At 72.5% G+C, this 24,447-nt stretch carries 23 protein-coding genes; 12 read left to right on the top strand and 11 right to left on the bottom strand.

The features are described 5' to 3' along the window. Positions 1-1,354: M1 family metallopeptidase (locus M8J73_RS38775; protein WP_283947430.1), on the top strand; the 1,354-nt coding region annotated here is incomplete at its 5' end. Positions 1,355-1,383: 29 nt separating this feature from the next. On the opposite strand, the gene M8J73_RS38780 is transcribed toward M8J73_RS38775, so the two are convergent. Then, a complete protein-coding gene (locus M8J73_RS38780; protein ID WP_055542396.1) occupies positions 1,384-1,764 on the bottom strand; it encodes a hypothetical protein in 381 nt (126 codons plus the stop codon). 277 nt (positions 1,765-2,041) lie between these two features. Between M8J73_RS38780 and M8J73_RS38785 the strand changes: the two genes are divergently transcribed. Together M8J73_RS38785 and M8J73_RS38790 are read left to right on the top strand one after the other, a co-directional pair. Further along, a complete protein-coding gene (locus M8J73_RS38785) occupies positions 2,042-2,203 on the top strand; it encodes a hypothetical protein (RefSeq protein WP_157873345.1) in 162 nt (53 codons plus the stop codon). Positions 2,204-2,415: 212 nt separating this feature from the next. Beyond that, a complete protein-coding gene (locus M8J73_RS38790; RefSeq protein ID WP_055542398.1) occupies positions 2,416-3,429 on the top strand; it encodes a winged helix-turn-helix domain-containing protein in 1,014 nt (337 codons plus the stop codon). A 1-nt stretch (position 3,430) separates the two neighbouring features. On the opposite strand, the gene M8J73_RS38795 is transcribed toward M8J73_RS38790, so the two are convergent. Continuing rightward, on the bottom strand, positions 3,431-5,497 hold the full coding sequence (locus tag M8J73_RS38795; protein ID WP_055542399.1) for an alpha-L-fucosidase: 2,067 nt from the start codon (positions 5,495-5,497) through the stop codon (positions 3,431-3,433). Positions 5,498-5,887: 390 nt separating this feature from the next. On the opposite strand from M8J73_RS38795, the gene M8J73_RS38800 reads away from it, so the two are divergent. Further along, on the top strand, positions 5,888-6,580 hold the full coding sequence (locus M8J73_RS38800; protein WP_055542400.1) for a GAF and ANTAR domain-containing protein: 693 nt from the start codon (positions 5,888-5,890) through the stop codon (positions 6,578-6,580). 36 nt (positions 6,581-6,616) lie between these two features. On the opposite strand, the gene M8J73_RS38805 is transcribed toward M8J73_RS38800, so the two are convergent. The 3 genes from M8J73_RS38805 to M8J73_RS38815 all read right to left on the bottom strand — a co-directional run bounded on the left by M8J73_RS38805 (position 6,617) and on the right by M8J73_RS38815 (position 9,713). After that, entirely contained in the window at positions 6,617-7,333 is a 717-nt protein-coding gene (locus M8J73_RS38805; protein ID WP_055542401.1) for a bleomycin resistance protein, read from the bottom strand. A 140-nt stretch (positions 7,334-7,473) separates the two neighbouring features. Next, positions 7,474-8,472 carry a type I glyceraldehyde-3-phosphate dehydrogenase gene (gap, locus tag M8J73_RS38810; protein WP_055543346.1) on the bottom strand — a complete coding sequence of 333 codons (999 nt, stop codon included), beginning with the start codon at positions 8,470-8,472 and terminating at the stop codon, positions 7,474-7,476. Between the two features lie 284 nt (positions 8,473-8,756). Further along, entirely contained in the window at positions 8,757-9,713 is a 957-nt protein-coding gene (locus M8J73_RS38815) for a GlxA family transcriptional regulator (protein WP_055543407.1), read from the bottom strand. A gap of 147 nt (positions 9,714-9,860) precedes the next feature. Here M8J73_RS38815 and M8J73_RS38820 point away from each other — a divergent pair, with 147 nt between their 5' ends. After that, positions 9,861-10,082, top strand: coding sequence for a Rieske (2Fe-2S) protein (locus M8J73_RS38820; RefSeq protein ID WP_240501821.1), 222 nt, complete (start codon positions 9,861-9,863; stop codon positions 10,080-10,082). A 126-nt stretch (positions 10,083-10,208) separates the two neighbouring features. Here the strand turns inward: M8J73_RS38820 and M8J73_RS38825 are convergent, their stop codons facing one another. The 3 genes from M8J73_RS38825 to M8J73_RS45355 form a co-directional block, all read right to left on the bottom strand. Beyond that, complete coding sequence (locus M8J73_RS38825) at positions 10,209-12,110, bottom strand: serine/threonine-protein kinase (protein ID WP_055540751.1); 1,902 nt, start codon at positions 12,108-12,110, stop codon at positions 10,209-10,211. 160 nt (positions 12,111-12,270) lie between these two features. Next, positions 12,271-12,927 (bottom strand): response regulator transcription factor, encoded by a 657-nt coding sequence (locus M8J73_RS38830; RefSeq protein WP_055540752.1) that lies wholly within the window; start codon positions 12,925-12,927, stop codon positions 12,271-12,273. Then, positions 12,924-14,876, bottom strand: a complete 1,953-nt coding sequence (locus M8J73_RS45355; RefSeq protein ID WP_055540753.1) for a sensor histidine kinase — start codon at positions 14,874-14,876, stop codon at positions 12,924-12,926. Before M8J73_RS45355 ends, M8J73_RS38830 begins: the two co-directional genes overlap by 4 nt. A 440-nt stretch (positions 14,877-15,316) precedes the next feature. Here M8J73_RS45355 and M8J73_RS38840 point away from each other — a divergent pair, with 440 nt between their 5' ends. Beyond that, complete coding sequence (locus M8J73_RS38840; protein ID WP_249829684.1) at positions 15,317-15,679, top strand: hypothetical protein; 363 nt, start codon at positions 15,317-15,319, stop codon at positions 15,677-15,679. On the opposite strand, the gene M8J73_RS38845 is transcribed toward M8J73_RS38840, so the two are convergent. Beyond that, positions 15,642-15,962, bottom strand: a complete 321-nt coding sequence (locus M8J73_RS38845; protein ID WP_249829685.1) for a hypothetical protein — start codon at positions 15,960-15,962, stop codon at positions 15,642-15,644. The two genes, M8J73_RS38840 and M8J73_RS38845, sit on opposite strands and share 38 nt — an antisense overlap. A 320-nt stretch (positions 15,963-16,282) precedes the next feature. On the opposite strand from M8J73_RS38845, the gene M8J73_RS38850 reads away from it, so the two are divergent. After that, entirely contained in the window at positions 16,283-16,855 is a 573-nt protein-coding gene (locus M8J73_RS38850; RefSeq protein WP_055542792.1) for a DUF6328 family protein, read from the top strand. A 38-nt stretch (positions 16,856-16,893) separates the two neighbouring features. Here M8J73_RS38850 and M8J73_RS38855 read toward each other — a convergent pair whose 3' ends face one another. Next, positions 16,894-17,397 carry a PaaI family thioesterase gene (locus M8J73_RS38855; RefSeq protein WP_055542791.1) on the bottom strand — a complete coding sequence of 168 codons (504 nt, stop codon included), beginning with the start codon at positions 17,395-17,397 and terminating at the stop codon, positions 16,894-16,896. A gap of 106 nt (positions 17,398-17,503) precedes the next feature. On the opposite strand from M8J73_RS38855, the gene M8J73_RS38860 reads away from it, so the two are divergent. Together M8J73_RS38860 and M8J73_RS38865 are read left to right on the top strand one after the other, a co-directional pair. Continuing rightward, complete coding sequence (locus M8J73_RS38860; protein ID WP_055542790.1) at positions 17,504-17,980, top strand: winged helix-turn-helix transcriptional regulator; 477 nt, start codon at positions 17,504-17,506, stop codon at positions 17,978-17,980. A 165-nt stretch (positions 17,981-18,145) separates the two neighbouring features. After that, positions 18,146-19,354 carry a phospholipase D-like domain-containing protein gene (locus M8J73_RS38865; protein ID WP_079055254.1) on the top strand — a complete coding sequence of 403 codons (1,209 nt, stop codon included), beginning with the start codon at positions 18,146-18,148 and terminating at the stop codon, positions 19,352-19,354. A gap of 33 nt (positions 19,355-19,387) precedes the next feature. Here the strand turns inward: M8J73_RS38865 and M8J73_RS38870 are convergent, their stop codons facing one another. Further along, positions 19,388-20,044, bottom strand: coding sequence for a hypothetical protein (locus tag M8J73_RS38870; RefSeq protein WP_055542789.1), 657 nt, complete (start codon positions 20,042-20,044; stop codon positions 19,388-19,390). Between the two features lie 777 nt (positions 20,045-20,821). Between M8J73_RS38870 and M8J73_RS38875 the strand changes: the two genes are divergently transcribed. Genes M8J73_RS38875 through M8J73_RS45050 form a run of 3 tightly spaced genes read left to right on the top strand, consistent with a single transcriptional unit; the run spans position 20,822 to position 24,365 of the window. Continuing rightward, a complete protein-coding gene (locus M8J73_RS38875; protein ID WP_249829686.1) occupies positions 20,822-22,363 on the top strand; it encodes an MFS transporter in 1,542 nt (513 codons plus the stop codon). Continuing rightward, positions 22,360-24,189 carry a S9 family peptidase gene (locus tag M8J73_RS38880; RefSeq protein WP_249829687.1) on the top strand — a complete coding sequence of 610 codons (1,830 nt, stop codon included), beginning with the start codon at positions 22,360-22,362 and terminating at the stop codon, positions 24,187-24,189. The genes M8J73_RS38875 and M8J73_RS38880 overlap by 4 nt, the downstream gene beginning before the upstream one ends. 53 nt (positions 24,190-24,242) lie before the next feature. Beyond that, a complete protein-coding gene (locus M8J73_RS45050) occupies positions 24,243-24,365 on the top strand; it encodes a hypothetical protein (RefSeq protein WP_257234620.1) in 123 nt (40 codons plus the stop codon). The last annotated feature ends 82 nt before the right edge of the window (positions 24,366-24,447 follow it).

Consider the following 24,447-nt stretch of genomic DNA (forward strand, 5'->3'; position numbering starts at 1 on the left):
CGTCGCGGAGCCCGGGGGCGTCGCGGAGCCCGGGGGCGTCGCGGAGCCCGGGGGCGTCGCGGAGCCCGGGGGCGAGGCGGGGCGCCCGGTGGCGGCGACCCCCGATCGCCCGCGCTACGACGTGACCCTGCGCGGCGACTCCGACGGCTCCCACTGGAAGGGCCGACAGCGGGTGTCGTTCCGCAACGCCGCCGAACGGCCCCTGCGTGAGGTGTACGTACGGCTGTGGGGCAACGGCGCCGACGGGTGCGGCAAGCCGGGCAGACCGTCACCTGTCGCCGTGACCAAGGTGCGCGGCGGCACTCCGGGCCGGCTCACCGTGAACTGCACGGCACTGCGCATCACCCTGCCGAAGCCGCTGGCACGCGGGAAGCGGGCGAGCATCGCCTTCGACGTGTCCCTCACGGTGCCGGGGCGCAACGCCCGCTTCGGCCGTGAGGGCGCGTTCCGCTTCCTGGGCAACGCCGTGCCCGTACTCGCCGTGCACGACGCGAAGGGGTGGCATCTCGACCCCCATGTGCCGATCGGCGAGAGCTACTACAGCCTGGCCGGTGACTTCCAGGTCCGCCTCGACCACCCGTCGGCCCTCAAGGTCCCCGCGACCGGCCGCACCTGGACCAGGGCCGGGGAACCCGGACGCACCCTCACCCACAGCGTCGCGCACCGGGTGCGGGACTTCGCGTGGGCGTCCGGCCCGTTCCGCACGGCGACCGAGACGTCCGCCGGTGGCGTGCGCGTGAAGTCGTACTGGGCGCCGAACACGCCCGCCGCGGGGGTCCGCCTGACCCGTGAGGAAGGCGTTCGCGCCGTCGACCGGTTCGGCAAGGAGTTCGGCCGCTATCCCTACGGCGAGATCGACCTCGTGATGACCAAGGAGTTCGGTGGCGGAATGGAGTACCCCGGCCTCGTCCTCCTCGGCACCGAGAAGGAGGGCAGCGCCGTCGTTCACGAGGTGGCGCACCAGTGGTGGTACGGCATCGTCGGCAACGACGAGTACAGCGCGCCCTGGCTCGACGAGAGCTTCGCCCAGTACGCCAACGCGCGCTTCTACGGGTGGGACACCCGCGGGTGCTGGTCCGACATCGACTGGCCGGACGACCGCACCGCGCTCACCGACTCGATGGCCCGGTGGGCCGAGCACCGGGATCAGTACCATCTTGTCTACTCGGCCGGCTCCTGCGCGCTCGCGGACCTGGAGCGCACCATCGGCGCCCCGGCCATGGCGCGGCTCCTCAAGGGGTACGCGCGGGACCACTGGTACGGCGTCTCCACGACCGCCGCGTTCAAGAAGGCCGCCCGCTCGGTCACCGGCAAGGATCTCGGGCCCTTCTGGAAGCAGCACCGCATCCGCTGACACCACCGGTCCGGCACGGCAGCCTGGCGTCACGAGGGGTAGCAGTCGCGCACCGGGTCCGTCTCGCTGTAGATGGCGGTGTCCTTCATCCAGCCGTACGCGCCGTTGTCGGCGACGGTCCTGAGCCAGCGCGTCGGGTGCGGCCCGCCCACCCACGCCTGACCGTCCACCTTGCAGTAGAACCAGCTCGGGTTGGAGAACATCGTGCCGACGACCTGGTTGGGGTCGGGGTACAGGCGGCTGTTGCCGATCGATCCGTACACCGTGGCGCCGGAGACGTTGTTGCACCAGTAGCGGTTGCCGTCCTCGTGACGCCAGCAGCCGGACGCGGCGGACGCGGACGGCGACACGACGGTCGTGCCGATCGCCGCGGCCAGGCCGGCGGTGGCGACAAGCCAACGAAACCTCATAGGAACGTTCCTTTCCCTGTCAGGGCATGTCTCAGCGGGGCCGGCCGCCGGGTGGCCCCCGTTCCCCTGCCGGGTGTGCCCTCTCGCTTCGGTCCGGTCCCGCACCGAAGCCTGCCGACCCGCGGGGCCCTTGCGCGCCCCCTTTCGGCCAGGACCGAAACCCGGAGGTAGGCGCCGCCCGCGACCGGGTGGCACCGCTGCACCGATCGTGCGCATTTTCCTCACCCCTGGTCTCCTGACAAACGGGGTGCCGCTGTACGACCCTGGGGGGACCGCCGTGCCGACCGGGCTGACCACCGGACGCGCGGGGCGGTCTCAGCAGTTGATCGAGGGGGACGACGGGATGAAGACACGCCTGCTCTCCGGCGTGAACCATGTGCCGGACCGGAGCGAGGACTGCCGGGCGGACGGAATCGGGAACGACCGCCCGCCCGAGTGACGGCCGCCCCGGGCCCACCGCCACCGGACCACCTCACACGGAGCACCCGCTCCCGAGGGTCCGCACAGACGGCCCGTCGCCGCGCCCGCCCCGCGGGCGTGTCACCGCTGCCCGCGGCCTCCCTTTCGCACGGGGCCGGGCAGCCCACCTCCTCGAGGACACACCTGCCTTCTCGTGTGTCCCGGCGCCGACCATCACACCGGGGAAACAAGGTGCTGCGCATTCACTTCACCGACAGGGACCTGGCCCGCGTCCATCTGGCGCGGGAGCCCGACCCTGTCTGGGAGACCCTGCTGGGTCTGCACCAGCTGACCGCGCCGCGGCGCGGACTGCCGGTCTTCGCCCCCTGGCGCCGCGACGCCCGCGCTCGCCTGGCCGACCGTCATCTGGTGGGGCCGGTGCGGATGCTGTCCGCCCTGGCCCCCGCCTCGGCGGGCTACTGGCCCGACTTCCTGACCCCCGGCGCGTCGGCCGACGGCCTGGACGCCGCGCTGGAGGCACTGCGGGCCACGCCCAAGCCACAGCTGCGGCAGGAGATGGACCGGCTGGCGCGTACCCACCCGCTGCCGCGCTGGGCTCACCGTCTCGCCGGGGGCGAGGCGCACCGGATGGAGGAGGTCGCGACGGCGTTCCGTCTGGTACACCGCACGATCATCACGCCGGACTGGACCGGGGCGGCCGGGACCACGGAGGCCGACCGGGCGCTGCGGACGCGCGTCCTGCGCGATCGCGGTGTGGAGGGGCTGCTGGACTCCTTCCGTCCGCTGATGGACTGGCGGCCGCCCGTGCTGCACGTGCGCTACCCGGAGGACCGGGACCTCCACCTCGGTGGGCGCGGTCTGCGGCTCATCCCGTCCCATTTCTGCTGGCGGACCCCCATCGCCCTGGCCGACCCCTCCCTGCCGCAGGTCCTGGCCTACCCCGTCACCCATCCCCCGGCGTGGGCGCCGCCCGCCACCCGCGAGCGGCGCCCCGAAGCCCTGGCCACACTGCTCGGCCGGACCCGCGCCCGGGTGCTGGCCGCCCTGGACACCACCGCGACCACCGGGGAGGTCGCCCAGCGCCTCGGCATCTCCGCGCCCTCGGCGAGCGAGCACATCACGGCCCTGCGCGAGGTCAGCCTCGTGCACAGCCGGCGCACCGGCTCCCAGGTCGTCCACACGCTCACCCCGCTGGGCACGGCGCTGCTCCGCGGCGAACTCCCGCCGCACGCGACGGCATCCTGAGTCAGGTGGTGACCGGCCGGAACGTCCAGAGCAGGTTGTTGTTCTGGAGCCACGTCCACTGCTTGGTCACGGACCCTGAGGCGACCTTGCCGCCGCTGTCGAGGACCAGTCCCGTGCCGCGGTTGGCGATCGAGTACCGGCCCTGGCCGCGGGGGGTGATCAGCCACTGCTGCGTGTCGCTGCCGTCCCAGGCCTTCTGTCGGGCCGGATCGCCGTTGGCGGTGGAGCCCCAGCCGTCGGCGACCATGCCGTTGGCGCGGTTGACGAGCTTGTAGTAACCGTCGCCGAGTTCGACTGCCTGCCACTGGAGATTGGTGTGGTCTATTGGCTGCCACTGCTTCAGATTCGAGCCGCTGGCGACATTGCCACCACTGTCCAGCACCAAGCCGCTGGTGACATTGGTCAGGCGGAAGTACTTGTCGGGCCTGAACGTCACCTTCAGTGATCTGATCACGTCGTTGTTGCCGGTCGCCACGAGGTCGGGGGCGTTCGAGGTGAACGTCCAGGCCGTGCCGGTGAAGTTGTCGCCGGAGTAGCCCGTCACCTGGTAGCCGTCGGGTACCAGGATGGAGGAGGCCATGGCGGGCCCCAGGCCTGCGGCGGACAGCTCGGCGGACGTGTGGCTGCCCAGCGGCAGAATGGCGCTGGCGCCTTGGTAGTTGACGTCCTGGAACACCGTCGCCGACGTGGAAACCCCGACGGGCATGCCCTGGACCTCGACGCACACCACGGAGACGTTGGCGTTCGGCGCGGTGGCCGGCACGGTGACGTCGATGGTGCCGCCGCTGATGGTGTACGAGAGCGAGACCGAGGGGTCGCCCAGCAGATAGACGCGGCGGATCGCGTTGTCGAGCGCCGGGATCCGCAGCCGGCCGTTCGTGGGCCAGGTGAAGACATGGGCGAAGAGCTTGCCGCTCTTCTTGGTGGCCTTCCCCCACGCCGGTTCGAAGGTGAACGGGCTGCCGCTGGTCCCGTGAATGCTGTCGCTGTACGTCGACATCCATGAGGCCAGGCCGTTCAGGACGGACTCCGTTCCGGGGGTGACCAGGCCCTCGCCCGTGGGGCCGATGTTCAACAGGTAGTTGCCGTCCCGGGAGACCACCGTGACGAGTTCCCGGACGAGGTCCTTCAAGGGTCTGTAGCGGTTCTCCAGGCCCGCGTTGTAACCCCAGGAGCCGTTCATGGTGGCGCACTTCTCCCACTGCCGGTCCATCGGCTGGGCGGGTACCCCGAACTCCGCGACCGCGTAGTCACCGAGACCGAGGTCCCGCTTGACCCGCTCGTTGACGATGAGGCCGGGCTTGCGGGCGATCAGCCAGTTGTAGAGGCCGACGCCGTCCGATTTCAGCCACCAGTCCTCCAGGGTGGGGCTGGAAGGCTCGCCGGACCAGTCGCCGTCGAACCACAGCAGCGCCGGATCGTAGCGGTCCAGCAGTTCCTGCAGCTGCGCCTTCATGTCGGCGATGTAGGCGGTGCGCGCGGCCTGCGAGGACATCGTGGTGAGACCGCCCTCGTGACGGTCGGTCTGTGAAGGATGGTTCCAGTCGAGGATCGAGTAGTACAGGCAGAACTTGATCCCGCGGCTCTCGCACTCCGACTTGAGGTCCCCGAGCAGGTCGGCCTGCACGCCGCTGTAGTCGTGCAGGTTGTACAGCTTGGTGCCGGTCGTGTCGGTGAAGCTCGCCACGTCGGAGTTCCACATCGCGTAGCCCTCGTGGTGCTTGGCGGTGATCACGAGGTACTTCATGCCGGCGTTCTTGGCCAGTTCGGCGATGGCGGCGGCGTTGAACTGGGTCGGATTGAACTTCTGGCTGACCTGCGTCTGGTAGTTCGCCTTGCTCCACCGCTTCTGCGAAAACACCCACTCGCCCTGGCCGAGCTGCGAGTAGGACCCGAAGTGGATGAACATCCCGAACCGGGCCTCGTACCACCAGTCCATCTTCGAGGGGACGGTGTACGCCTCGGCGGTGGCGGGCCACAGGGCCTGCGGCAGCCCGAAGGCCGCCACTCCCCCGGCGAGCGCGGCGGCCTTCATCAGAGAGCGTCTGCTGAGGGGGGTGGAGGACATGGCGCGGCTCCATGTGTCAGAGGGGAGGAATGGCAGAGCGAGGGGGGCGGAGCAGCGGCACGACATGGCGTCCGCACCCCGTACCCCTCCCACGGAGACATCGGATGGATTTATAGAAGACCGGGCAGGGTCACGTCTATAGCTCGGACGACAATCAAACAAAGTCGCCTAGAAACATGTGGTATTTCATAAGGAGGCATGAGCCAGGGAGACCACTCCCCTGCCAGCGGGCGGAAGATACATAGGACCTATCGCCTAGAGGTGGGGCGACTGCCGACGGGGACCGACAGGGACCTGCAAGGAGTGGCAGGGTGGGAGCCGAGCGGCACGGCGGTGTTCGGTACGGCCGGGGGTACTGTGACGGCACCGATGGCGAGGCGGGTGGTGGGTATGGAGTGGCGGGAGTACGCGGAGCAGATGGCTCTGCTCGCGCGGAATCTGCTGGCTCAGGACTCGGTCCAGGCGACGCTGGACGAGATCGCGGCGTCGGCGGTGAAACTGGTCGACGGCTGTGACGCGGCCGGGATCCTCGCCGTGCGCAAGGGCCGGGCCGTGACCCTGGCCGCCTGCGGGGACATGGTGCAGGAGTGCGACCGCCTCCAGGGCGAGCTGGGCGAGGGGCCCTGTTTCGACCTCGCCCGCAAGAAGGACGGCGAGCGTCTGTACCGGATACCGGACCTGACCCGGCCCGAGCCCGCCTGGGAGCGGTTCGCGACTCAGGCCCGCGAGCTGGGCATCGGCAGCATGACCGGTGTGCTGCTCTACACCAGCGACGAGGATTTCGGCGCCCTGAACCTGTACTCGCGCCGGCCCGGCGCGTTCGGCCAGGACATCGAGACCGCCGGGTGGCTGCTGGCCTCCCACGCCGCGGTCGCCCTGGCCGACGCCCGCACCATCGACCAGCTCGAACACGCCCTGGAGACGCGGCACGCCATCGGCGAGGCCATGGGGATGCTCATGGAGCGCCACCGGCTCAGCCAGGACGAGGCGTTCGATGTGCTTCGCCGTATCTCCCAGCACCACAACGTCAAGCTGCGGGACGTCGCCCAGCGGGTGCGCGACGGGCACTCCGACCAGAAGTGACCGGCCCGCCCGGGCTCCGGCGGCCGGTCACCGCGTTCAGCGCATGTCCCGGTCGTCCAGCAGCTCCTCCAGACGCGCGAGGTCGTCGCGGGCCGAGTCCCGTTCCCCGGCGGTGAGTCGGACCGCCGCGGCCTCGGCGAGCGCGGAGGTCGCCCTCTCCTCGTCGCCGAGGCGTCCGGCGGCATCGGCGCGCAGCACCAGCAGGCGCAGCAGTTGCACAGGGGTGGGCCGTTCGTCCGTACGGCCGAGGGCCTGGTCGAGGACCTTGGCGGCTGCCGCCGGATCCTCCCGCGAGTCCGCGAACAGGGACGCGTAGTGCAGTGCCCGGGCGAAGGTCTCCTTGGGGGCGGGCCGGTGGTGCTGGTCCTCGCTGATCGGCTGGCCGACGCGGACGCAGTTGCCGCCGGGGTCGGTCATGAGGAACTGCCGCATGCCGTGCGAGGCGTCCCGCAGCGCCCCGATGCGAGGCAGTCCGCGACTCGGGACCCTTCCGTACGTGGCCTTGAGTCCGGCTCGAAAGGCGCGGTGCAGCCCGTCGACGTCATCGGTGCGGACGTAGCAGGTGCTGAACGATCGGTTCGGGTCGTAGTGCTTCGTTCCGAAGAACTGCAGCTGGATGCCGCCGCGTTCGACCACGGCGTAGGGGTTGGGGCTGGTCTGCCGGAACGTCACGTCGAACCCGAGGGCAGTGTAGAAGTCGAGGACGGGCTGCAGGGTGCGGCACGGGAGTATCGGAATCGTCGTCTCAGTCACACTCCCACTCTAGTCAAACTTGACTAGAGTGGGAGTGGTGAAGAGGGAACAAGCTCGTCGACCGACGCCGCCAGGGGCATCATCCCGGGCGGCGTCAGCGGTCGGTCAGCGGCGGTGGGTCAGCAGCGTTCCGTAGCCGTTCAGCGGGCGGCGAGGAGGTCGAGCGTGTCGATCACCCGGTTCGAGAAGCCCCACTCGTTGTCGTACCAGGCGACGACCTTGATGTGGCGGCCGTCGACGCGGGTGAGGGCCGAGTCGAAGATCGACGACGCGGGGTTGCCCGTGATGTCGGACGATACGAGCGGGTCCTCGGAGTACTCGAGGATGCCGGCGAGCGGCCCCTCCGCCGCGGCGCGGTACGCCGCGAGCACCTCGTCGCGCGTCACGTCGCGGGCGACGGTCGTGTTGAGTTCGACGATCGAGCCGACCGGCACCGGTACGCGGATCGAGTCACCCGACAGCTTGCCGTCGAGGTTCGGCAGCACCAGGCCGATCGCCTTGGCGGCGCCGGTCGTGGTCGGCACGATGTTGACGCCGGCGGCGCGGGCGCGACGGGCGTCGCGGTGCGGACCGTCCTGAAGGTTCTGCTCCTGCGTGTAGGCGTGCACCGTGGTCATGAACCCGTGCTCGATACCGGCGAGTCGGTCGAGGACCGCGGCCAGCGGGGCGAGCGCGTTGGTGGTGCAGGACGCGTTCGAGACGATCGTGTGCACGTCCGGGTCGTAGGCGTCGGTGTTGACCCCGAACGCGAGGGTGACGTCCGCGCCGTCCGACGGGGCGCTGACGAGCACCTTCTTCGCACCCGCGTCGAGGTGGGCGCGGGCGGCCTTCGCCGAGGTGAAGCGGCCGGTGGCCTCCAGGACGATGTCGACGCCGAGTTCGGCCCACGGGAGCTGCGCCGGCTCGCGCTCGGCCAGCACCGTGATCCTGCGGCCGTCGACGACGAGGACGTTGCCGTCGACGGTCACCGGCCGTCCGAGCCGGCCGGCCGTGCTGTCGTACGCGAGCAGTCGGGCGAGCGTGGCGGGCTCGGTCAGGTCGTTCACGGCGACGACCTCGAGGGCGCTGTCGCGCTCCAGCAGCGCGCGCAGCACATTGCGTCCGATGCGGCCGAATCCGTTGATGGCGATGCGAGTCATGAGTGGGGTCCCTTCCCTTCGCCACCAGGCTCGCCTGCCGGCAGGGCCGCTGACAGTGGCGGTATCGCCATGGTTCAAAAGGATCCCGCCAGGGCGGGTTCCGGGCGGGGAGGTCCCGCCGGGCAGGTGACTCGTCCCAGGTGGGAGCGGGCTCTGGGAGGCGAGGGGCGGCCCGCGCCGGTCAGGCCAGTCGCCCCCGGCGGGGGCTGCGCACCCAGGCGGGGGCTGCGCACCCAGGCGGGGGGGCTGCGCGCCCAGGCGGGCGTCTGCATGCCGCGGGCGGCTCACTCGCCTCGCGTGAACGTGCGCCGGTACTCGCTCGGGGTCGTGCCGAGGATGCGCTGGAAGTGCAGACGCAGGTTGGCGCCGGTGCCGAGACCGACGTCGGCGGCGATCTGTTCGACGCTGCGCTCCGAGCGTTCGAGTAGTTCTCGGGCCAGGTCGATACGGGCGCGCATCACCCACTGCATCGGCGTGTAGCCGGTCTCCTCGACGAAGCGCCGGGAGAACGTGCGCGGTGAGACCCCCGCCTGGCGGGCCAGCAGGTCGAGGGTGAGGGGATCGCCGAGCCGGTGCAGCGCCCATTCGCGGGTGGCGGCGAAGCGTTCGCCGAGCGGCTCGGGCACGCTGCGCGGCACGTACTGGGCCTGGCCGCCGCTGCGGTAGGGGGCCGCGACCAGCCGCCGGGCCGCGTGGTTGGACGCGGCCACTCCGAGGTCGCCACGCAGGATGTGCAGGCACAGGTCGATGCCGGAGGCGGCGCCCGCCGAGGTGAGCACGCTGCCCTCGTCGACGAACAGCACGTTCTCGTCGACCTGGACGAGTGGGTGCCGGGCCATGAGTGCCCGTGTGTAGTGCCAGTGCGTCGTGGCGCGCCTGCCGTCGAGCAGGCCCGTGGCGGCGAGCGCGAAGGCGCCGGTCGAGATGGCGGCGAGCCGCGCGCCCCTCGCGTGGGCGGCGATCAGCGCCTCCACGACGGCCCGCGGCGGATCCTCGCGGTCCGGGAACCGGTAGCCGGGGACGAAAACGATGTCGGCCCATGCCAGGGCGTCGAGGCCGTGGTCGACGTGGTACGCGAGGCCGTCGCCACCGGTCACGAGACCGGGTGTCGCCCCGCACACCCGCACCTCGTACGGCATGCTCGCGCGCGTCGTGAAGACCTGCGCGGGGATTCCGACGTCGAGCGGCTTCGCGCCCTCGAGCACGAGGACGGCGACACGATGCAGGCGGGAGGCTGACACGGGAAGAGGTTACGTGGGGCGTGCCGCCGACGGATCAAGGTGTGATCGTTCCCGGGCGGGTCACGGTACGCGCACCCGCACGACGGTCTCCTCGTCACGGAGTTCTGACGCGCTCCCGCCCGTAGTGATCACAGGAGGGTCACCATCATCCAGCCCGGAGAAGGCGACTTCCGGGCGTTCAGCGCTTTCTGCCCGCACAGGGGCTGCATGGTCAAGTCGATCGGCGACAGTGCGATCCGTTGCCCGTGCCACGGCAGCAGCTTCGACCTCGCGGACGGCTCCGTGCTCGGTGGGCCCGCCACCACGGGGCTGATCCCCAAACCGTTGCAGATCCGCCAGGGCAGGATCGAGATACCCGCGGACGAATGACGAACGGGCAGGGGGCGAGCCCACGGCGTCGCGGCAGTGGGGGAACGGGCCGGGAGTTCGGGGCCGGAGGGGGGCCGGAGGCCGTGCCCGCCCGCTGTCAAGGGGCGGGCGGGCGTGGGCGGCGGGTCAGCCGGCTTCCATCGGGTACGTCGAGATGATCTGGCCCTTGGTGTTCGCCTTGAGGTAGCCGCCGCCGTAGTCGTTGGCGAGGTAGACGCTCATGGTCGGCTCGTCGTCGAAGACGCCGGGCGGGTTGATGACGAGGTAGCGGGACGTGGGGTCGTCGACGCCGAGGGTCTTGTCGGCCTTGCGGAACAGCCCGGGCACGGCGTCCCACGCGAAGTCGTCCAGGTCGGCGGGGCCGTCGCCGCTGGTGATCGTGCCGCCGGGGCCGTCCTTGACGGCGACATCGCCACCCCGGTAGCTGAAGCTGTCGTACAGCTTCTCCTTGCCCTTCACGGGCGCCTCGGCCACCGCGTACTCGGGGTAGACGACGTAGCGGGTGACCTTCGAACCGCCCATGACCGCCTTGAACTTGGCGGCGGTGGTCCGCAGCCCCTCCTCGGTGAGCAGGTCGCCGGTCTTCTTCGAGGTGCCGTCGTCCCCGGCGTCGGACTTCTCGTCGTCCTTGGTGGCGTCCGGTGACGCCGTGGCACCGGACCCCTCGTCCGCTGTGCGGGAGTTCGCCGACGCCCCGGGGTTCTTCACGTCGCTTCCGGAGTCGGGCAGCAGCGTCCACACCAGGACGCCCGTCAGTGCCGTCGCGGCGACGGACGTCACGACGGTGAGGAGAGGGCGTCGCCGGGGAGGGCTGCCGCCCCCCGTCACCTTGGTGGCGGGCTGGGGCACGACGCCGAGGTCGGGAACGGCGGGCCCGCCCTGGCCGCCCGTCGGGCTCCACGGCGAGGCGCCACCGGCGGTCGGCGACCCGGCTCCCTGCGCCCCGGAGGTGGGGAATCCCACCGGTCCGGAGTGACCGGCTCCAAGGGAACCCGTCCCGGAGGCGCCCGTTCCAGCGGGACCCGTTCCAGAGTGTCCCGTTCCGGGCGGCGGTGCGAGCCGGTACGACGTGGCGGACGGGTCCGCGGGCGGCGGCGGACCGAACGACGGCGGCGGGCCGAAGCCGGGGGCCGGACCGAAGGCGGGGGCCGCGTCGGCCGGTGTACCGCCGGCCGCCGGGGGCGCGGCCTGTCCCGCCGCGACGGCGAGCATGCGGTCCACCTCCTCCGCGCCGGGCCGCGCGAGCGGGTCCTTGACGAGGAGGGCGGTCAGGACACCCGTCAGCGGGCCGGCCTGACGGGGCGGCGGGACGTCCTCACTGAGCACCGCGGCGAGCGTGGCGAGCGTGCTGTCCCGGCGCAGCGGATGGTGGGCCTCGACGGCCACGTACAGCATCATCGCGAGGGACCACAGGTCGGAGGCGGGGCCGCCCTCCTTGCCGCTGACCCGCTCCGGCGCCATGTAGTCGGGCGAGCCGATGACGGAACCGGTGGCCGTGAGGCTCGTGGCCTCACGTACGGCGGCGATCCCGAAGTCGGTGAGCACGGGACGTCCGTCGGGGCGCAGCAGGACGTTCGCCGGCTTCACGTCCCGGTGCTCGATGCCGACCGCGTGCGCGGCGCGCAGCGCGTCGAGCACCTCCCGGCCCATGCGGGCCGCCTCGGACGGTTCCAGGCGGCCCCGGTCGAGGCGGTCCTGGAGCGAGCCGCCGGTGAGGAGCTCCATCACGATCCACGGGTAGGTGCCCTCACCGCCGTCGACGATGTGGTGGATGGTGACGACGTTCGGGTGGTGGACGCGGGCGAGGGCCCGGGCCTCCCTCAGTACGCGTTCGCGCAGGGTGCGGGCGCCCTCCGGGTCGTACTCGGCGAGGCCGGGGTCCGGCGGGCGGACCTCCTTCACGGCGACCTCGCGGTGCAGCGCCAGGTCACGGGCGCGCCAGACCCATCCCATTCCCCCGCCGCCAAGCCGCCCGACGAGTTCGAAGCGGCCGTCGATCACCCGTCTGCCGGGCTCCGTTCTGCTCATGCGGGGAGCCTAGACGGAGGCGACGACAACAGGGACGGTGAGTCCCGGTTCGTGAGGAATCGGAGATCAACGGCGGAGGGGAGAAGGAAACGGCTGAGCACGGTCGTACGTCCGGGGTTGCCGCTCACCCCTCCGGATGCGCGCACCGGCCGACGGCGGGTCAGTCGCCGAGTCCGGCGTCGCGGGCCCTGGCCACGGTGGCCGCCCGGGTGGTGGTGCCGAGTTTGTTCATGATGGCGGACACATGGTTGCGGACGGTCTTCTCCGCGAGGTACATGGTGCGGGCGATCTGGTGGTTGCCCTGGCCGCGGGCCACGAGTTCGAGGATCTCCCGTTCCCTGACGGTGAGTTGGGGGAAGACCTGGGCGGCGTACGCGCGCTGCGGCTGGGTGAAGAAGGCGTTGATGCGCTGGGCGACGGCCCGGCCGTAGACGGCGTTGCCGGACGCGACGGCCAGTACGGCGCGGACGATCTCGGTACGGTCGGCTCCCTTGAGGAGGTAGCCGCGGGCTCCGGCCCGCAGGGCTCCCATGAGGGTCTGGTCGTCCTCGTGCATGGTGAGCACGAGGACGGCGAGGTCGGGCTGTGCGGTGAGGAGTTCGCGGATGGCCGCGGTGCCGTCGAGGCGAGGCATGGCCAGGTCGGTGAGGACGACGTCCGGTCGGGTGCGTTCGACGGCGGCCAGGAGTTCGCGGCCGTCGGCGGCTTCGGCGACGATGTCGACGCCCTGTTCCCCGGCGAGGGCGGCGACGAGACCGAAGCGGTACATGGGGTGGTCGTCGGCGACGACGACGCGGACGGCGGTCGCGGTGGTCATGGTGCCTCCAGGGGCAGCACGGCGGTGAGCACGGTTCCGCCGGCGCCCGGCCGGACGGTCAGGCTGCCGCCCCGGGCCTCGGCGCGGCGGCGCATCGAGGCCAGTCCCACTCCGGGGACGAGCCGGGGCGGCAGGCCCCGGCCGTCGTCGGTGACCGTGATGTGCAGGGTGTCGTCGCTGACGGTCAGGCGGACGTCGGCGCGGTCCGCGTCCGCGTGGCGGGCGACGTTGGTCAGTGCCTCGGTGACGATGCGGTAGGCGGAACTCTCTACGGCGGGTGGCAGGGGAGGCAGTTCGGGGGCCGTGATGTCGATGGTGACCGCGGGGGTGAGGGTGCGCGCGTGTCTGCGGGTGGCCTCCAGGAGACTCATGTGGTCGAGGGCGTCCGGGCGCAGGTCGTCGATGATGCGCCGGATCTCGCCCACCGCGCCGGGCACTTCGTCGCGCATGCGGTCCACCAGGAGGCGGGCGGCGGCGGTGTCACCGCGGTCCAGGCTGGCGGCGGTGGCCTGGAGGCCGAGGCCCATGCCGGCCAGGGACGGGCCGAGACCGTCGTGGAGGTCCTGCCGGAGCCGGTCGCGTTCGAGTCGGGTCGCCTCGATGACCTGGTCGCGGTGGGCGGCGACCAGATCGGTGAGTTCGAGGGCGCGGGCGATCACGGCGACCTGCTGCGCCAGGGCCTCCAGCAGCCGCAGGTCGTCCCGCCCGTACGGTTCGCCGGGCGCGCGGTCGGCGACGGTGAGCGTGCCCAGGGGCCGACCGGCCAGCCTCAGCGGCAGGGTGAGGCCCGGTGCCGGTGGGGTGCCGGCGGTGGCGCGGACGGCTCCGTCCGGGCCGGTGAGACGGACCGAGGGGGCGCGGACCGCGTGCCGGACCACGTCGAGCGCGCCGGGCAGCAGTTCCTCCTCGTCCCCGTACGCCACGCGGTCGCCGAGGCGGGCCAGGGCCCGCAGGGGGTCACGGCGGGCGCCGTAGATCCACCAGTCCACCGCCTGTTGCAGCCGGTCCCGGGCCGGTGTCAGGGCAACGGCGACCACGGCGGCGGCCAGGACGCCCGGCAGGGGGCTCGGTTCCCACAGCGTGCCGATCGCGGCGGTCGTGAGGAGGTAGAGGGCGGCCACCACGGTCGTCAGGAGCCCGTAGACCAGGCCGCGACGCAGGACGGCCTCGATGCCCAGCATGCGGTAGCGGAGCACCCCGACGGCGACGGCCGCGGGTACGAGGACGGCCAGAGCCGCCCGGACGAGCGGGCCGGCGAAGAACGAGGTGCCCACGACGACGGTCAGGACGGACAGCATCCACGCCAACTGCTGGCGTTCGGGTGGCTCGGAGCGGACCAGGCGGCGCAGCGCGTGCGCGGTGACGGCCAGCGCGCTCAGGCCGATCAGCAGGAGGCAGAGGGCGATCAGGGGGCCGAGGACGGCGGCGGGCAGGGCCACCGGTGGCGTGCGGCCGGGGACGATGTCGTCGTAGGCGTCGGGGTCGAACACGGCGGCCAGAGTCAGTGTGCCGATGCCGACAGCCGCTACGGCGACGGTCCACCGCAGCCACCTCGCGTCGAGGCGCCCGCCCGGGTACAGCGCCAGGACGACGGTGGGGAGGGCGAACAGGGACGGGACGTGCGCGCCGCCCGCCACGGCGGCCACGGCGGCGGCGCCCGGCCAGTCGCGGTCGGCCGTGGCACCGTGGCTGCCGTACGCGGCGAGGCCGAGCTGCCAGGCGCCGGAACCGCCGATGAGCAGGAACAACCAGCCGAGCGGGTTGCGGGGGCGCAGCACGGTCAGTACCGCGCCGGCGGCTGCCCAGGACACCAACGCCGAACCCATCAGGACGACTTCGGCGACGGGCTGCTCCTGACCGGGGACGGCGGGCAGCGCGGCCCGCGCCCATCCGGCGAGCGCCACCGCGATGACACTGGTCAGCACGACCGACCACACGACCACGCGCACAGGCACACCCCATTCTCCGGTCGCCGCCGCACGGACGACAGCGTTCCGGCGCCGCTTCCTCGGTGGCGTCGGGCGGACCGGGCGTGGGGTCGACGGGTGGGGCGGCGCGCCCGAGTGCCCACGTCGGTGTACGAGGACGCCGTACCTGGCGCACCGACGTCGGCGAACGGAGACGCCGCCCATGCGGGGCGCCGTCGCCGTCCACTGCCGGTGGCCGGGGGCTGCGGCTTCTCGTCCTCCTCCTGGCGGGGGCCTGCCCGCCGCAGCCGCCGTGGGGACACTGTGCGGCCCGGGGTGGGTGTGGGGCGCGGGGCCGGGGTCCCGGCATGGGCGGCGGGTTGCCCGGGTGGGCCGGGACGGGCGGCTCAGGCGGCCGGGCACCCGGGCGGGGGACCGTGGTGAACGCCGAAGTCCGGCAGCTCACTTCCGACGCACTTGGGGTGCCCATGTACACAACGGCCCGTCGTCTGTTGTTCACCGGGGTTGTCGCTCTCGCGCTCGCGACCGTCACGGCCTGCGGTGACGAACCGCCCGACACCGTCCCCGACGACGGCCAGTGTGTCGCCTGGGAGGCCGCCACATGCGGCGTGCCGGCGCCCGGGCCGTCGGAGGAGACCTCCCTGCCGGACCCGGTCGTGACCGACGACCCCACCATCGAGCCTTGGGACTCCACGGACCCGTACGTCCCGGACGGTCCCGGCGGCGTCACGGAAGGGTCGGGCTGTGCCTACTGGGGCGAGATCGGCTGCGGCGACGACCAGACCATCACCGTTCCGCCGCCCGACCTGCGGCCGTGGTCCTGAACCACGGGGCGCCGCCGGTGTGGCGGGCGGGCGACATGGTGCGGACCTCACCGGCGCCGGCCGGGCGTCGGCCCTGCAACCACCGGCTCGTCATCGTGAGCAGCCCGGTGAAGACGACGAGGAAGAGGACGGACAGCCACATGGGCCGGCTTCCGGGCTGTATCCATCCCTCCCAGGCGGCCAGTGCCGCCCACCCGGAGGCCGCCACCGCGTAGAAGGCGCGCATGCGGCGCAGTTGACGTACGACCCGCTGGGGCATGGGGTGATCGCTCTCGGATGCCATGCCGCCCCGTGTACCCCCGACGGCCCCCGATTCACCGCCGCCGCGCCGGATTCTGATGGCGGGTATCCACCCGAGGCCCCCATCGCGTCTGCCCGAGGCCGCGTGACGACGTCGCCGTGCGTCGCGCGCGCACGCCACGACGGCCTTCGCCGGTTCACCGTGTCGCCCCGGCCCCCCGTGTCGAACCAGCCCCCCTCCGTGTCGCACCGGCCCCGTGTCCGCTTCGATCCCGCCGCGCGCGGAGCCCCCGCTCCGCTCTCCGACCAGCATGGAAGTGGCCCGAGCGGGCAGACGGGGTCCCCCGAGACGTTGGAGGAGCCATGGCCATGACCGAGCAGCCGACCGACCCGGCGGGCCAGGAGACCGCCCGCCGCGCGTCCGGCGACCAGCGCGGCCCGGCGCCCGGTGGAGAGGCGCCGGAAGCGGCGCACGAGAGAGTCAACCGGCGCTGGAACGAGATCCTTCAGGAGACACGGGTCACCCAGACCGGTGTGCAGATCCTCTTCGGGTTTCTGCTCAGCGTCGCCTTCACCGCGTCGTTCAAGGAGTTGGAGCCGCTGGACCGAGGGATCTATGTCACCACCGTGGTGCTCGGCGCGGCGGCGACCGGAGCGCTGATAGCGCCCGTCTCCATGCACCGTTTCCTGTCGGGTCAGCGCATGAAGGACGACCTGGTGGAGACGGCCGGGCGGCTGATGGTGTGCGGCATGGTCCTGCTGGCGCTGACCATCGGCTGCACGCTGCTGCTGATCCTGCGTTTCGTGGTCCCGGGGGTCCTCGCCGAGGTGCTCGTCGGCGGGGTCATGCTGTGGTTCGGCCTGTGCTGGTACGTGCTCCCGCTGGGCCTGCGCCGCCGCGCCGCCCGGCGCTCCCGGGCCCGCGACGACGCGTAGCCCCCTCCCTCGATGAGCCGCCTGCTGCGAGCGGACTTTCAGACCTGCGGCTTCGGCGGGAGCGGGAACAGCAGGCAGCTGCTGGTGGCGTGGGCGAGGAGGCGGTCCTGGTCGTCGATCAGCTTCGCCTCGGCCAGCGCGGTCTGGCGGCCGCCGTTGAGGACCGTGCCGACGGCGCGGACCCGGCCGGTGTCCACCGTGATGCGCCGCAGGAACTTCACGTTCAGGTCGAGGGAGGTGTACGCCATGCCCGCGGGGAGCGTGGACTGCACGGCGCAGCCCGCCGCCGAGTCGAGCAGGGTGGCGAAGACACCGCCGTGCACACTGCCGATCGGGTTGTAGTGCTCCTCGCCCGGAAGCAGTGAGAACACCGCCCGGCCGAACTCCACCTCTTCGAGCGCCATGTCCAGCGTGGCCGAGATGGGCGGGGCCGGCAGCCGGCCGGCTCCCATGTCGCGCAGGAACTCCAGGCCGGAGACGCGGCCCACGGCAGCGGCCGTCAGCTCGGGGTCCTCCCACTCGTACGTGCGCGTCCGCCCCACGGCCCCTGCCTCCCGTTTCACCCTGCCCAGCTGACTTCGCAGATCGAAGCTAGCTGTCGGGTCTTCTGACTGTCAATGTCGAAGCCAGAGTCCCTACCATGACCGCATGGAGTGGCTTGAGGTGAGTACGGAGGACTGCCCCGTACAGCGCACGCTCGATGTGGTCGGCGAGAAGTGGAGCCTGCTGATCCTGCGGGACGCGGTCAACGGCGTACGCCGGTTCGACGAGTTCCGCCGCCACATGGGGATGTCCGAGGCCGTCCTGAGCGACCGGCTGAGGAAGCTGACGGCCGCCGGCATCCTGACGACCGTCCCCTACCGGGAGCCCGGCAGCCGAGCGCGCAACGAGTACCGGCTCACCCCCAAGGGGTGGGATCTGTGGCCGGTCCTGATCGCGCTGCGCCAGTGGGGTGAGACACACGCCGCCGCCCCGGGGGGTCCCGTGCTCGACGTGCGGCATGCCGACTGCGGGGCGCCGGTCCGTGTGGTGGTGGAGTGCGCGACGGAGCACACCGAGCTGACCCCGAGGGATGTCACGGCTCGGCCGGGAGCGGGGGCCCGTCGGCGGAACAGCGAGGACTGAACCGGGGGCGGCGCACCTCGCCACGCCGGACCGGCGCCCCGCCCGTCTCCGCCGACCCCGGCCGATTCCCGGTGCGTGAAGCGGTGCCGTCCGGGCATCCGCTTGTTCGGGCTCGCCCGGTATCCCGTGGCGTTCTGGGCGTCATGGGCCAGTAGGAGGTGTGGCATGCTCTACGACCCGATCTCGGCTCCCCCGGCGTCCGTCGGCGCTCCCGACGCCGCGGCGCGCAAGCAACGCCTGCGCAGGCGCCTGGAGCGGCTGATCGGCGTGGCCGCCACCGAAGGCAATGACCTCGTGCCGCTGCGCAACGGTGACGAGATCTTCCCCGCGATGCTCGGCGCGATCCGCTCCGCCCGGCACACCATCGACATGATGACGTTCGTGTACTGGCGGGGTCAGATCGCCCACGACTTCGCCGCCGCCCTGGCCGAACGGGCCCGTGCCGGTGTGCGGGTCCGGCTGCTGCTCGACGGCTTCGGCGCCAAGGAGATCGAGGGGCGGCTGCTGGACCTCATGACCGACGCCGGCGTGCAAGTGGCTTGGTTCCGCAAGCCGGTGTGGTTGTCGCCGTTCAAGCAGAATCACCGCTGCCACCGGAAGGCTCTCGTCGTCGACGAGCACACGGCCTTCACCGGCGGCGTCGGCATAGCGGAGGAATGGTGCGGCGACGCCCGTACGCCCTCCGAGTGGCGGGACACCCATGTCCAGGTCCGCGGCCCGGCCGTGGACGGGATCGCCGCCGCCTTCGCGCAGAACTGGGCCGAGTGCCACGACGAACTCTTCGACCACCGGGACCGCTTCACCGAACACCCGCAGGTGGGCTCGTCGGTGGTGCAGGTCGTGCGGGGCTCCGCGAGCATCGGCTGGCAGGACATGCAGACCCTCATCCGGGTCATGCTCACCTCCGCCGAGGAACGCTTCCGGCTGGCCACCGCCTACTTCGCCCCCGACACCTACTTCATCGAGCTGCTCCGCGACACCGCGCGCCGGGGTGTGCGCGTCGAGATACTGCTGCCCGGCCCGCACACCGATCAGCGGGCCTGTCAGCTCGCCGGCCAGCACCACTACACCCGGCTGCTCGAGGCCGGTGTGCGCATCCGCCAGTTCCAGCCGACCATGATGCACGCCAAGATCATCACGGTGGACTCGGTCGCCGCACTCATCGGGTCCACCAACTTCAACCGGCGCTCCATGGACCACGACGAGGAGGTCATGCTCGCCGTCCTGGACGAGGAGTTCACGGCCGCGCTCGACCGCGACTACGACGCGGACCTCGAGAACAGCGTGGACATCGACCTCGCCCGCTGGAGACGCCGAGCATGGCTCCAACGCGCCGAGGAAGCGGCGGTCACCCCGATCCGCCGCTTCCTGTGAACCACCGGCCCGGGGACCGGGTGTACGGGAGTACTAGAAGTGCCGCAGGCGCATCAGGAACTGGCAGCCGCCGGAGCGGTTGTCGGCGTCGATCTTCACCGTGACGGGAGTCCCGACGAAGGCCGAGCGGTACTGGCCCTCGGGCAGGGCGTCCGGACACTGGCCGGCGTCACCGTCGGGGAAGAACTGGACGTCGAGGACGATGTTGCCCGTCACGGTGAAGGTGAGGTCGCACCAGCCCGGCCGGCCGTCGGTGTCGACCCGGACAGCCTGCCCGAACACCTGGATCGGCAGGATCGGCACGGCGTTGTTGCCCTGGTAGCTCCCGCACTGACCGGCGTCTCCGCCGGCGCTGGGCCGGAGCGAGTAGCTGATGGAGGCCCCCGCGAGGGCCCTGTCGGGGTCGTAGACGCCGAACGCGAGCTGGCAGCCGCCGGGACGGCGGTCGGTGTCGAAGCGGATGGCCTCCGTCCAGTCCGGCGAGGCGACCCACTGCTCGCCGGTCCTCCCGCCGCACTGGCCCGCGTCGCCGTCGGGGTTGAACTGGATGCCGAGTTGCGGAGCGACGCCGCGCGGGGCGGCTTCCGTCGCGTACGCCGCCGTACTGGACAGACCGGCACCCATGAACGCGGCTGCGGCCAGAACGCCGACCAGTGATGTCCGACGTCCGGCCATCCGTAAGCCCCTCATACGAGCGTCTCCTCGAGGTTCGTGGGCACGACGGACGAGCCCGCCGCGCCGCTGTCGTGTACCGACCGACCGGCCGGCAGGCCCGGCTGGCCCGGCTGGCCCGGCTGGCCCAGACCGCAGTATTGATCGCCGACGTCCCGGCCGTATCTCCATGAACACGCCAATCTTTGATCCCTGAACGAGACGCGCCCGGCGGTCACGAATCAAAGCGGCGGGCGGCAGCCCTTCGCGTCACACGGCGGGTTTCGAGGCCGAACAAGGGGCCAAGGGGGTGCGCGCCCGAAGCGATTCGGCACACGCCGGGGGGCCGCGGGCCGGTCGATCAGGAGATGTTGTCGGCCAATATGGCGTCCTCCGGCAACGGCACCGCAAGCACTTCCATCCCGTGGGCGGCAGCCGCGCCCCGGTCGCGCTTCGGGGCACTCCGCGCACGGGCGGACGGCTCCGCCGTTTCGCGTCGCAACGGCCCCGCTCGGCACTCTTCGAGGAACGAGGCGGGCCGACCCCCTCCCGATGCACGACCGCAACGCGTCGAGCCGGTTGCACGCAAGCGCGATCGAGCGCGATCAAGCGGCAGGAGCGCCACAAGCGGAATGTCGAGCACCGCATCCCACGGCTCAACAGGCGTCTAATTCCAGCCCCTTGAGCACCACCCGAAAGGCGTCCGGGCCCTTGTTCGGGCTCCGCGAGGATGATTAGGCTCCTGCTCGCTTTCGCACTTCCTGCACATATTCCACGCATCACGACCGATGTCGGCGAATCTCCCCTTGCATTGGCATGCGCATGACTCATGCGGTGCGCGGGTGGGCTGCGCGGCGCAGCAAGGGGGGAAGGACCATCGACACGTTCCGCACACGCCGCCCCGCCGACGGCGAGTCGCCGGTGCCGGTCGCCGAGCCCTCCGCGGTCGAAGCCGTGCCCGACGAGGTCCCCGAGGCCGCACCCGGCTCTGCTCGCGGTGCCGCCGGGCGTACGCGCGGGCGGCGCGACCTCACCGTGTTCTGGTGCGTCAACGCCGTCGACGGGCTGGGCAGTCAGGCCTCGGGGCTGGTGTTCCCCCTGCTGCTCCTGGATCTCGGGCACGGGCCCGGCGTGGTCGGCGTGTTCGCGAGCGTCGCCGCCCTGGCCGGCGTGGCGCTCGGCCCGCTCGTCGCCCTGCCGGCGGACCGGGGACACCGGCGCGGCATCATGACCGGAGCGGCCGTGCTCGCGGCGATGGCGATGGCCGGGCTGGCCCTGGCGTGTCTGCGGCACCCGCCGTTGTGGGTCCTGCTGGTCCTGGCGTTCACGGAGCGTCTGTGCGCGACGGCGTACGAGACGGCCTCGCGCGGCGCCCTGGCCCTGCTGGCGCCACCGGACGACATGCCGCGCGCCATGGCGAACCTGCAGGCGGGCGACCAGGCCGCGCTGGTGACCGGACCGGCGTTGGGCGGCGTCCTGTTCGGAGTCGGCCGCTCCCTTCCGTTCGTGGTCGACGCGGTCTCGTACGCGGCGACGGCACTCGGAGTGCTCGCCATCCGTACGCCGCTGAACGCGCCGGACGCCGAGACGGCACCGACGGCACCGACGGCACCGACGGCACCGACGGCACCGACGGCGAGGGACGACGGCGGAACGGCCGTTCCGGGCACGCCCACCGACGGCACCGGGTCGCGGCGGTCGGCGTACTCGGGGACTCTGCGGGCCGGGCTGACGGTGGTGATGCGCTCCCCCGTGCTGCGGCTGGTGCTGTGGTGGACGTCCGTCGCGAGCGGCGGACTGACCCTGCTGTTCTACACGGCGGTGCTGGTGCTGGGCCCGGACGCGGGCGGTGCCGCGACGGGCGGCGTGCTGGCCGTGTCCGGCGCGGCCGGTCTCGTGGGCTCGCTGCTGGCGGCTCGCGTGGTGCGGCGGCTCGGTGCCCGGCGGGCGCTGACGGCGGCCACCTGGTTGCTGCTGCCCCCGTGTGTCGCGCTGAGCGTGGCCGGGGGGCCGTGGCTGTGGGGGGTGTGCTTCGGCGTCATCTGCCTGGTGCTGCCCGTGATCACCGTGGTCCTGGGCACGGCGGCCGTCCTCGCCGTGCCGCACGGGTTGCAGTCGCGGACCGGGGCCGTGTTCGGGGCGGCCACCGCGGTGACGGCCGCCGGAGCGCCCGCCGTCGCCGCCCTCCTGGTGAGCTGGGGCGGTTCGCGACTCCCCGCCGCGGCCTGCGCCGTGGTCCTGGTACTGCTCGCGGTCCGTACCCGGCGGATGGCGTCGGCAGTGCTGCGTTCCCTCGTGTCCTCGGGTGCGGGCGGGGCTTCCGCCCCGGCCGGCACGGCCCCGGAGCGTGGCGTATGACCAGCCCCTACCAGGTGTTCGTGACCGCGCTGCCCGATGTGTGCCCCACCGCCCCGCACCGCATGGTGTTCACCGCCGACGCCGACGGGCGCTGCGAGGTGTTCGCCTGGGACGGCGCCGCGGGGCGGGCCCGGCAGGTCACCGACAGCCCCGGCGGCACGTTCCACCGGGCGATCGACGCCGCCGGCCATGTGTGGTGGTTCGAGGAGGACCCGGCGGGGCGGGGCCGCTGGTGGTTCCAGCACTTCGACGGCGGTCCCCGGCTGCCGGGGCTGCCCGGCGCGCCGCTCGGACAGCCGCGCGGGCTGGCCGTGACCGCGGACGGTGTGACAGCGGCGGCGTTCCGCCGGGGACGGGAGACCTCGGTGCTCGTCGGCCGCCGGGGCCGTGTCCCCCGGGAAGTGGTGCGCACAGACCGCGCCTGCCGACTGGGCGGGATCAGCGCGGACGGCGCCCTGATCGCGCTGGCGTCGTCGGCCGACGACGCCGACGCCGTCACCGTCCACACCCGTGACGGGCGGCTCGTCGCCGAGCTGCCCGGCGCCGGCCGTCCGGGCGGCCGGCTGTGGTGCCAGGGCTTCTCCCCCCGCCCCGGGCACATCGAACTCCTGCTGGTGCGGGACCTCGGCGACCGCTACGCCCCCGCCACCTGGGCTCCGGACAGCGGACTGCGCACTCACTCGTGGTGCACCTTCGACACGGAGATCACCGCCCGCTGGTGTCCCGAGTCGCGGGCGGTGCTGGTGCGGCAGGACCGGCACGGCCGCTCGCTGCTGCACCGCGTCGATCTGGAGGCCCGGCGGCGGACCGTCGTACCGACGCCCGTGGGCAGCCTGCTGGATGCCGCGCCCCGCTCCGGTGGGGCCGTCGACTGTCTGTGGACCGACACCGCGCACCCACCGGTCCTGCGCAGGACACCCGGGACGGTGGCCCCGTCGTCGCCCGCCGACGCCGCGCCGCTCCTGCTGCCGCCCTCCGGCCCGTCGACCGTGGTTCCCGGCCGCCACACCGACCGGTGGACTCCCGTCGGTCCGGGCCGCGTGCACAGTCTGCTGAGTCTTCCGCAGACGGAGGGCGACGCACCGCCCCCGGCCGTGTTCCTCGTCCACGGCGGGCCCGCCGACCACGACCGGGACGCCTACGACGCGACCGTGCACTCGCTGGTGGCCTCGGGGTACGCGGTGGTCCGCGTCAACTACCGCGGCTCCACCGGCTACGGGCCCCGCTGGCGGCGCGACTTCACCGCCGGGGTCGGCCACACCCAGGTGGAGGACCTGACCGCGGTCCGCGCCGACCTCGTCTCCGCCGGTCTGATCGCCGGGGACGCGTGCGCGCTGTGGGGGGTGTCGTGGGGCGCGTACCTCGTGCTGCTCGCCCTCGGTACGCGTCCCGGGCTGTGGCAGGCGGGCGTCGCCGTGAAACCGGTCGCCGACTGGGTCGCCGCGCACCGGGCCACCACACCGGCGCTGCGCGCTCTGGACGTCAAGCTGTTCGGGGGCGGCCCGGACGAGGTCCCGGAACGGTACGCGGCCAGCTCACCGATCACGTACGCGGCGAAGGTCTCGGCGCCCCTGCTCGTGGTGGGCGCCACCCATGACGACAAGTGCCCGCCGGGCCAGATCCGCGCCTACCTCGACGCCCTGGCCGCCGCGGGTGTCCCCCACGACGCCCTGTGGCTCGACACCGGGCACGACGGGTACGACGGCGCCGCGCACGTCGCCGTCCTGCGGCGTGCCCTGCGCTTCCTGCGCGACCGGCTTCCCGACCCGGCGCACCGCGCCATCGGACGTCCCCCCGCACCGACGGGGGGACTCCGGTCCCGCTGAGCCACCAGCGGGACCGGACGCACAGCACCACTTCACAACACCGAGGAGGAACCGTGCAGAAGGACATCATCCACAACGACCCGCTCGCGGGCGACGAGGAGAACCGCAAGCCGGGCATCGGCATCACCATCACCATCCCGTTCCGCAACGCGGACGAGGGCGGCGACGAGGAGTGATCCTCGCCCGGCCGGCCCCGAGAACCAGGGGCCGGCCGGGTCTGCCACCGGCCCTTCACCTGCCCCGTCGTCCCCCGAGGAG

It is taken from the genome of Streptomyces neyagawaensis (assembly GCF_023516595.1).
Lineage (GTDB): Bacteria > Actinomycetota > Actinomycetes > Streptomycetales > Streptomycetaceae > Streptomyces > Streptomyces neyagawaensis.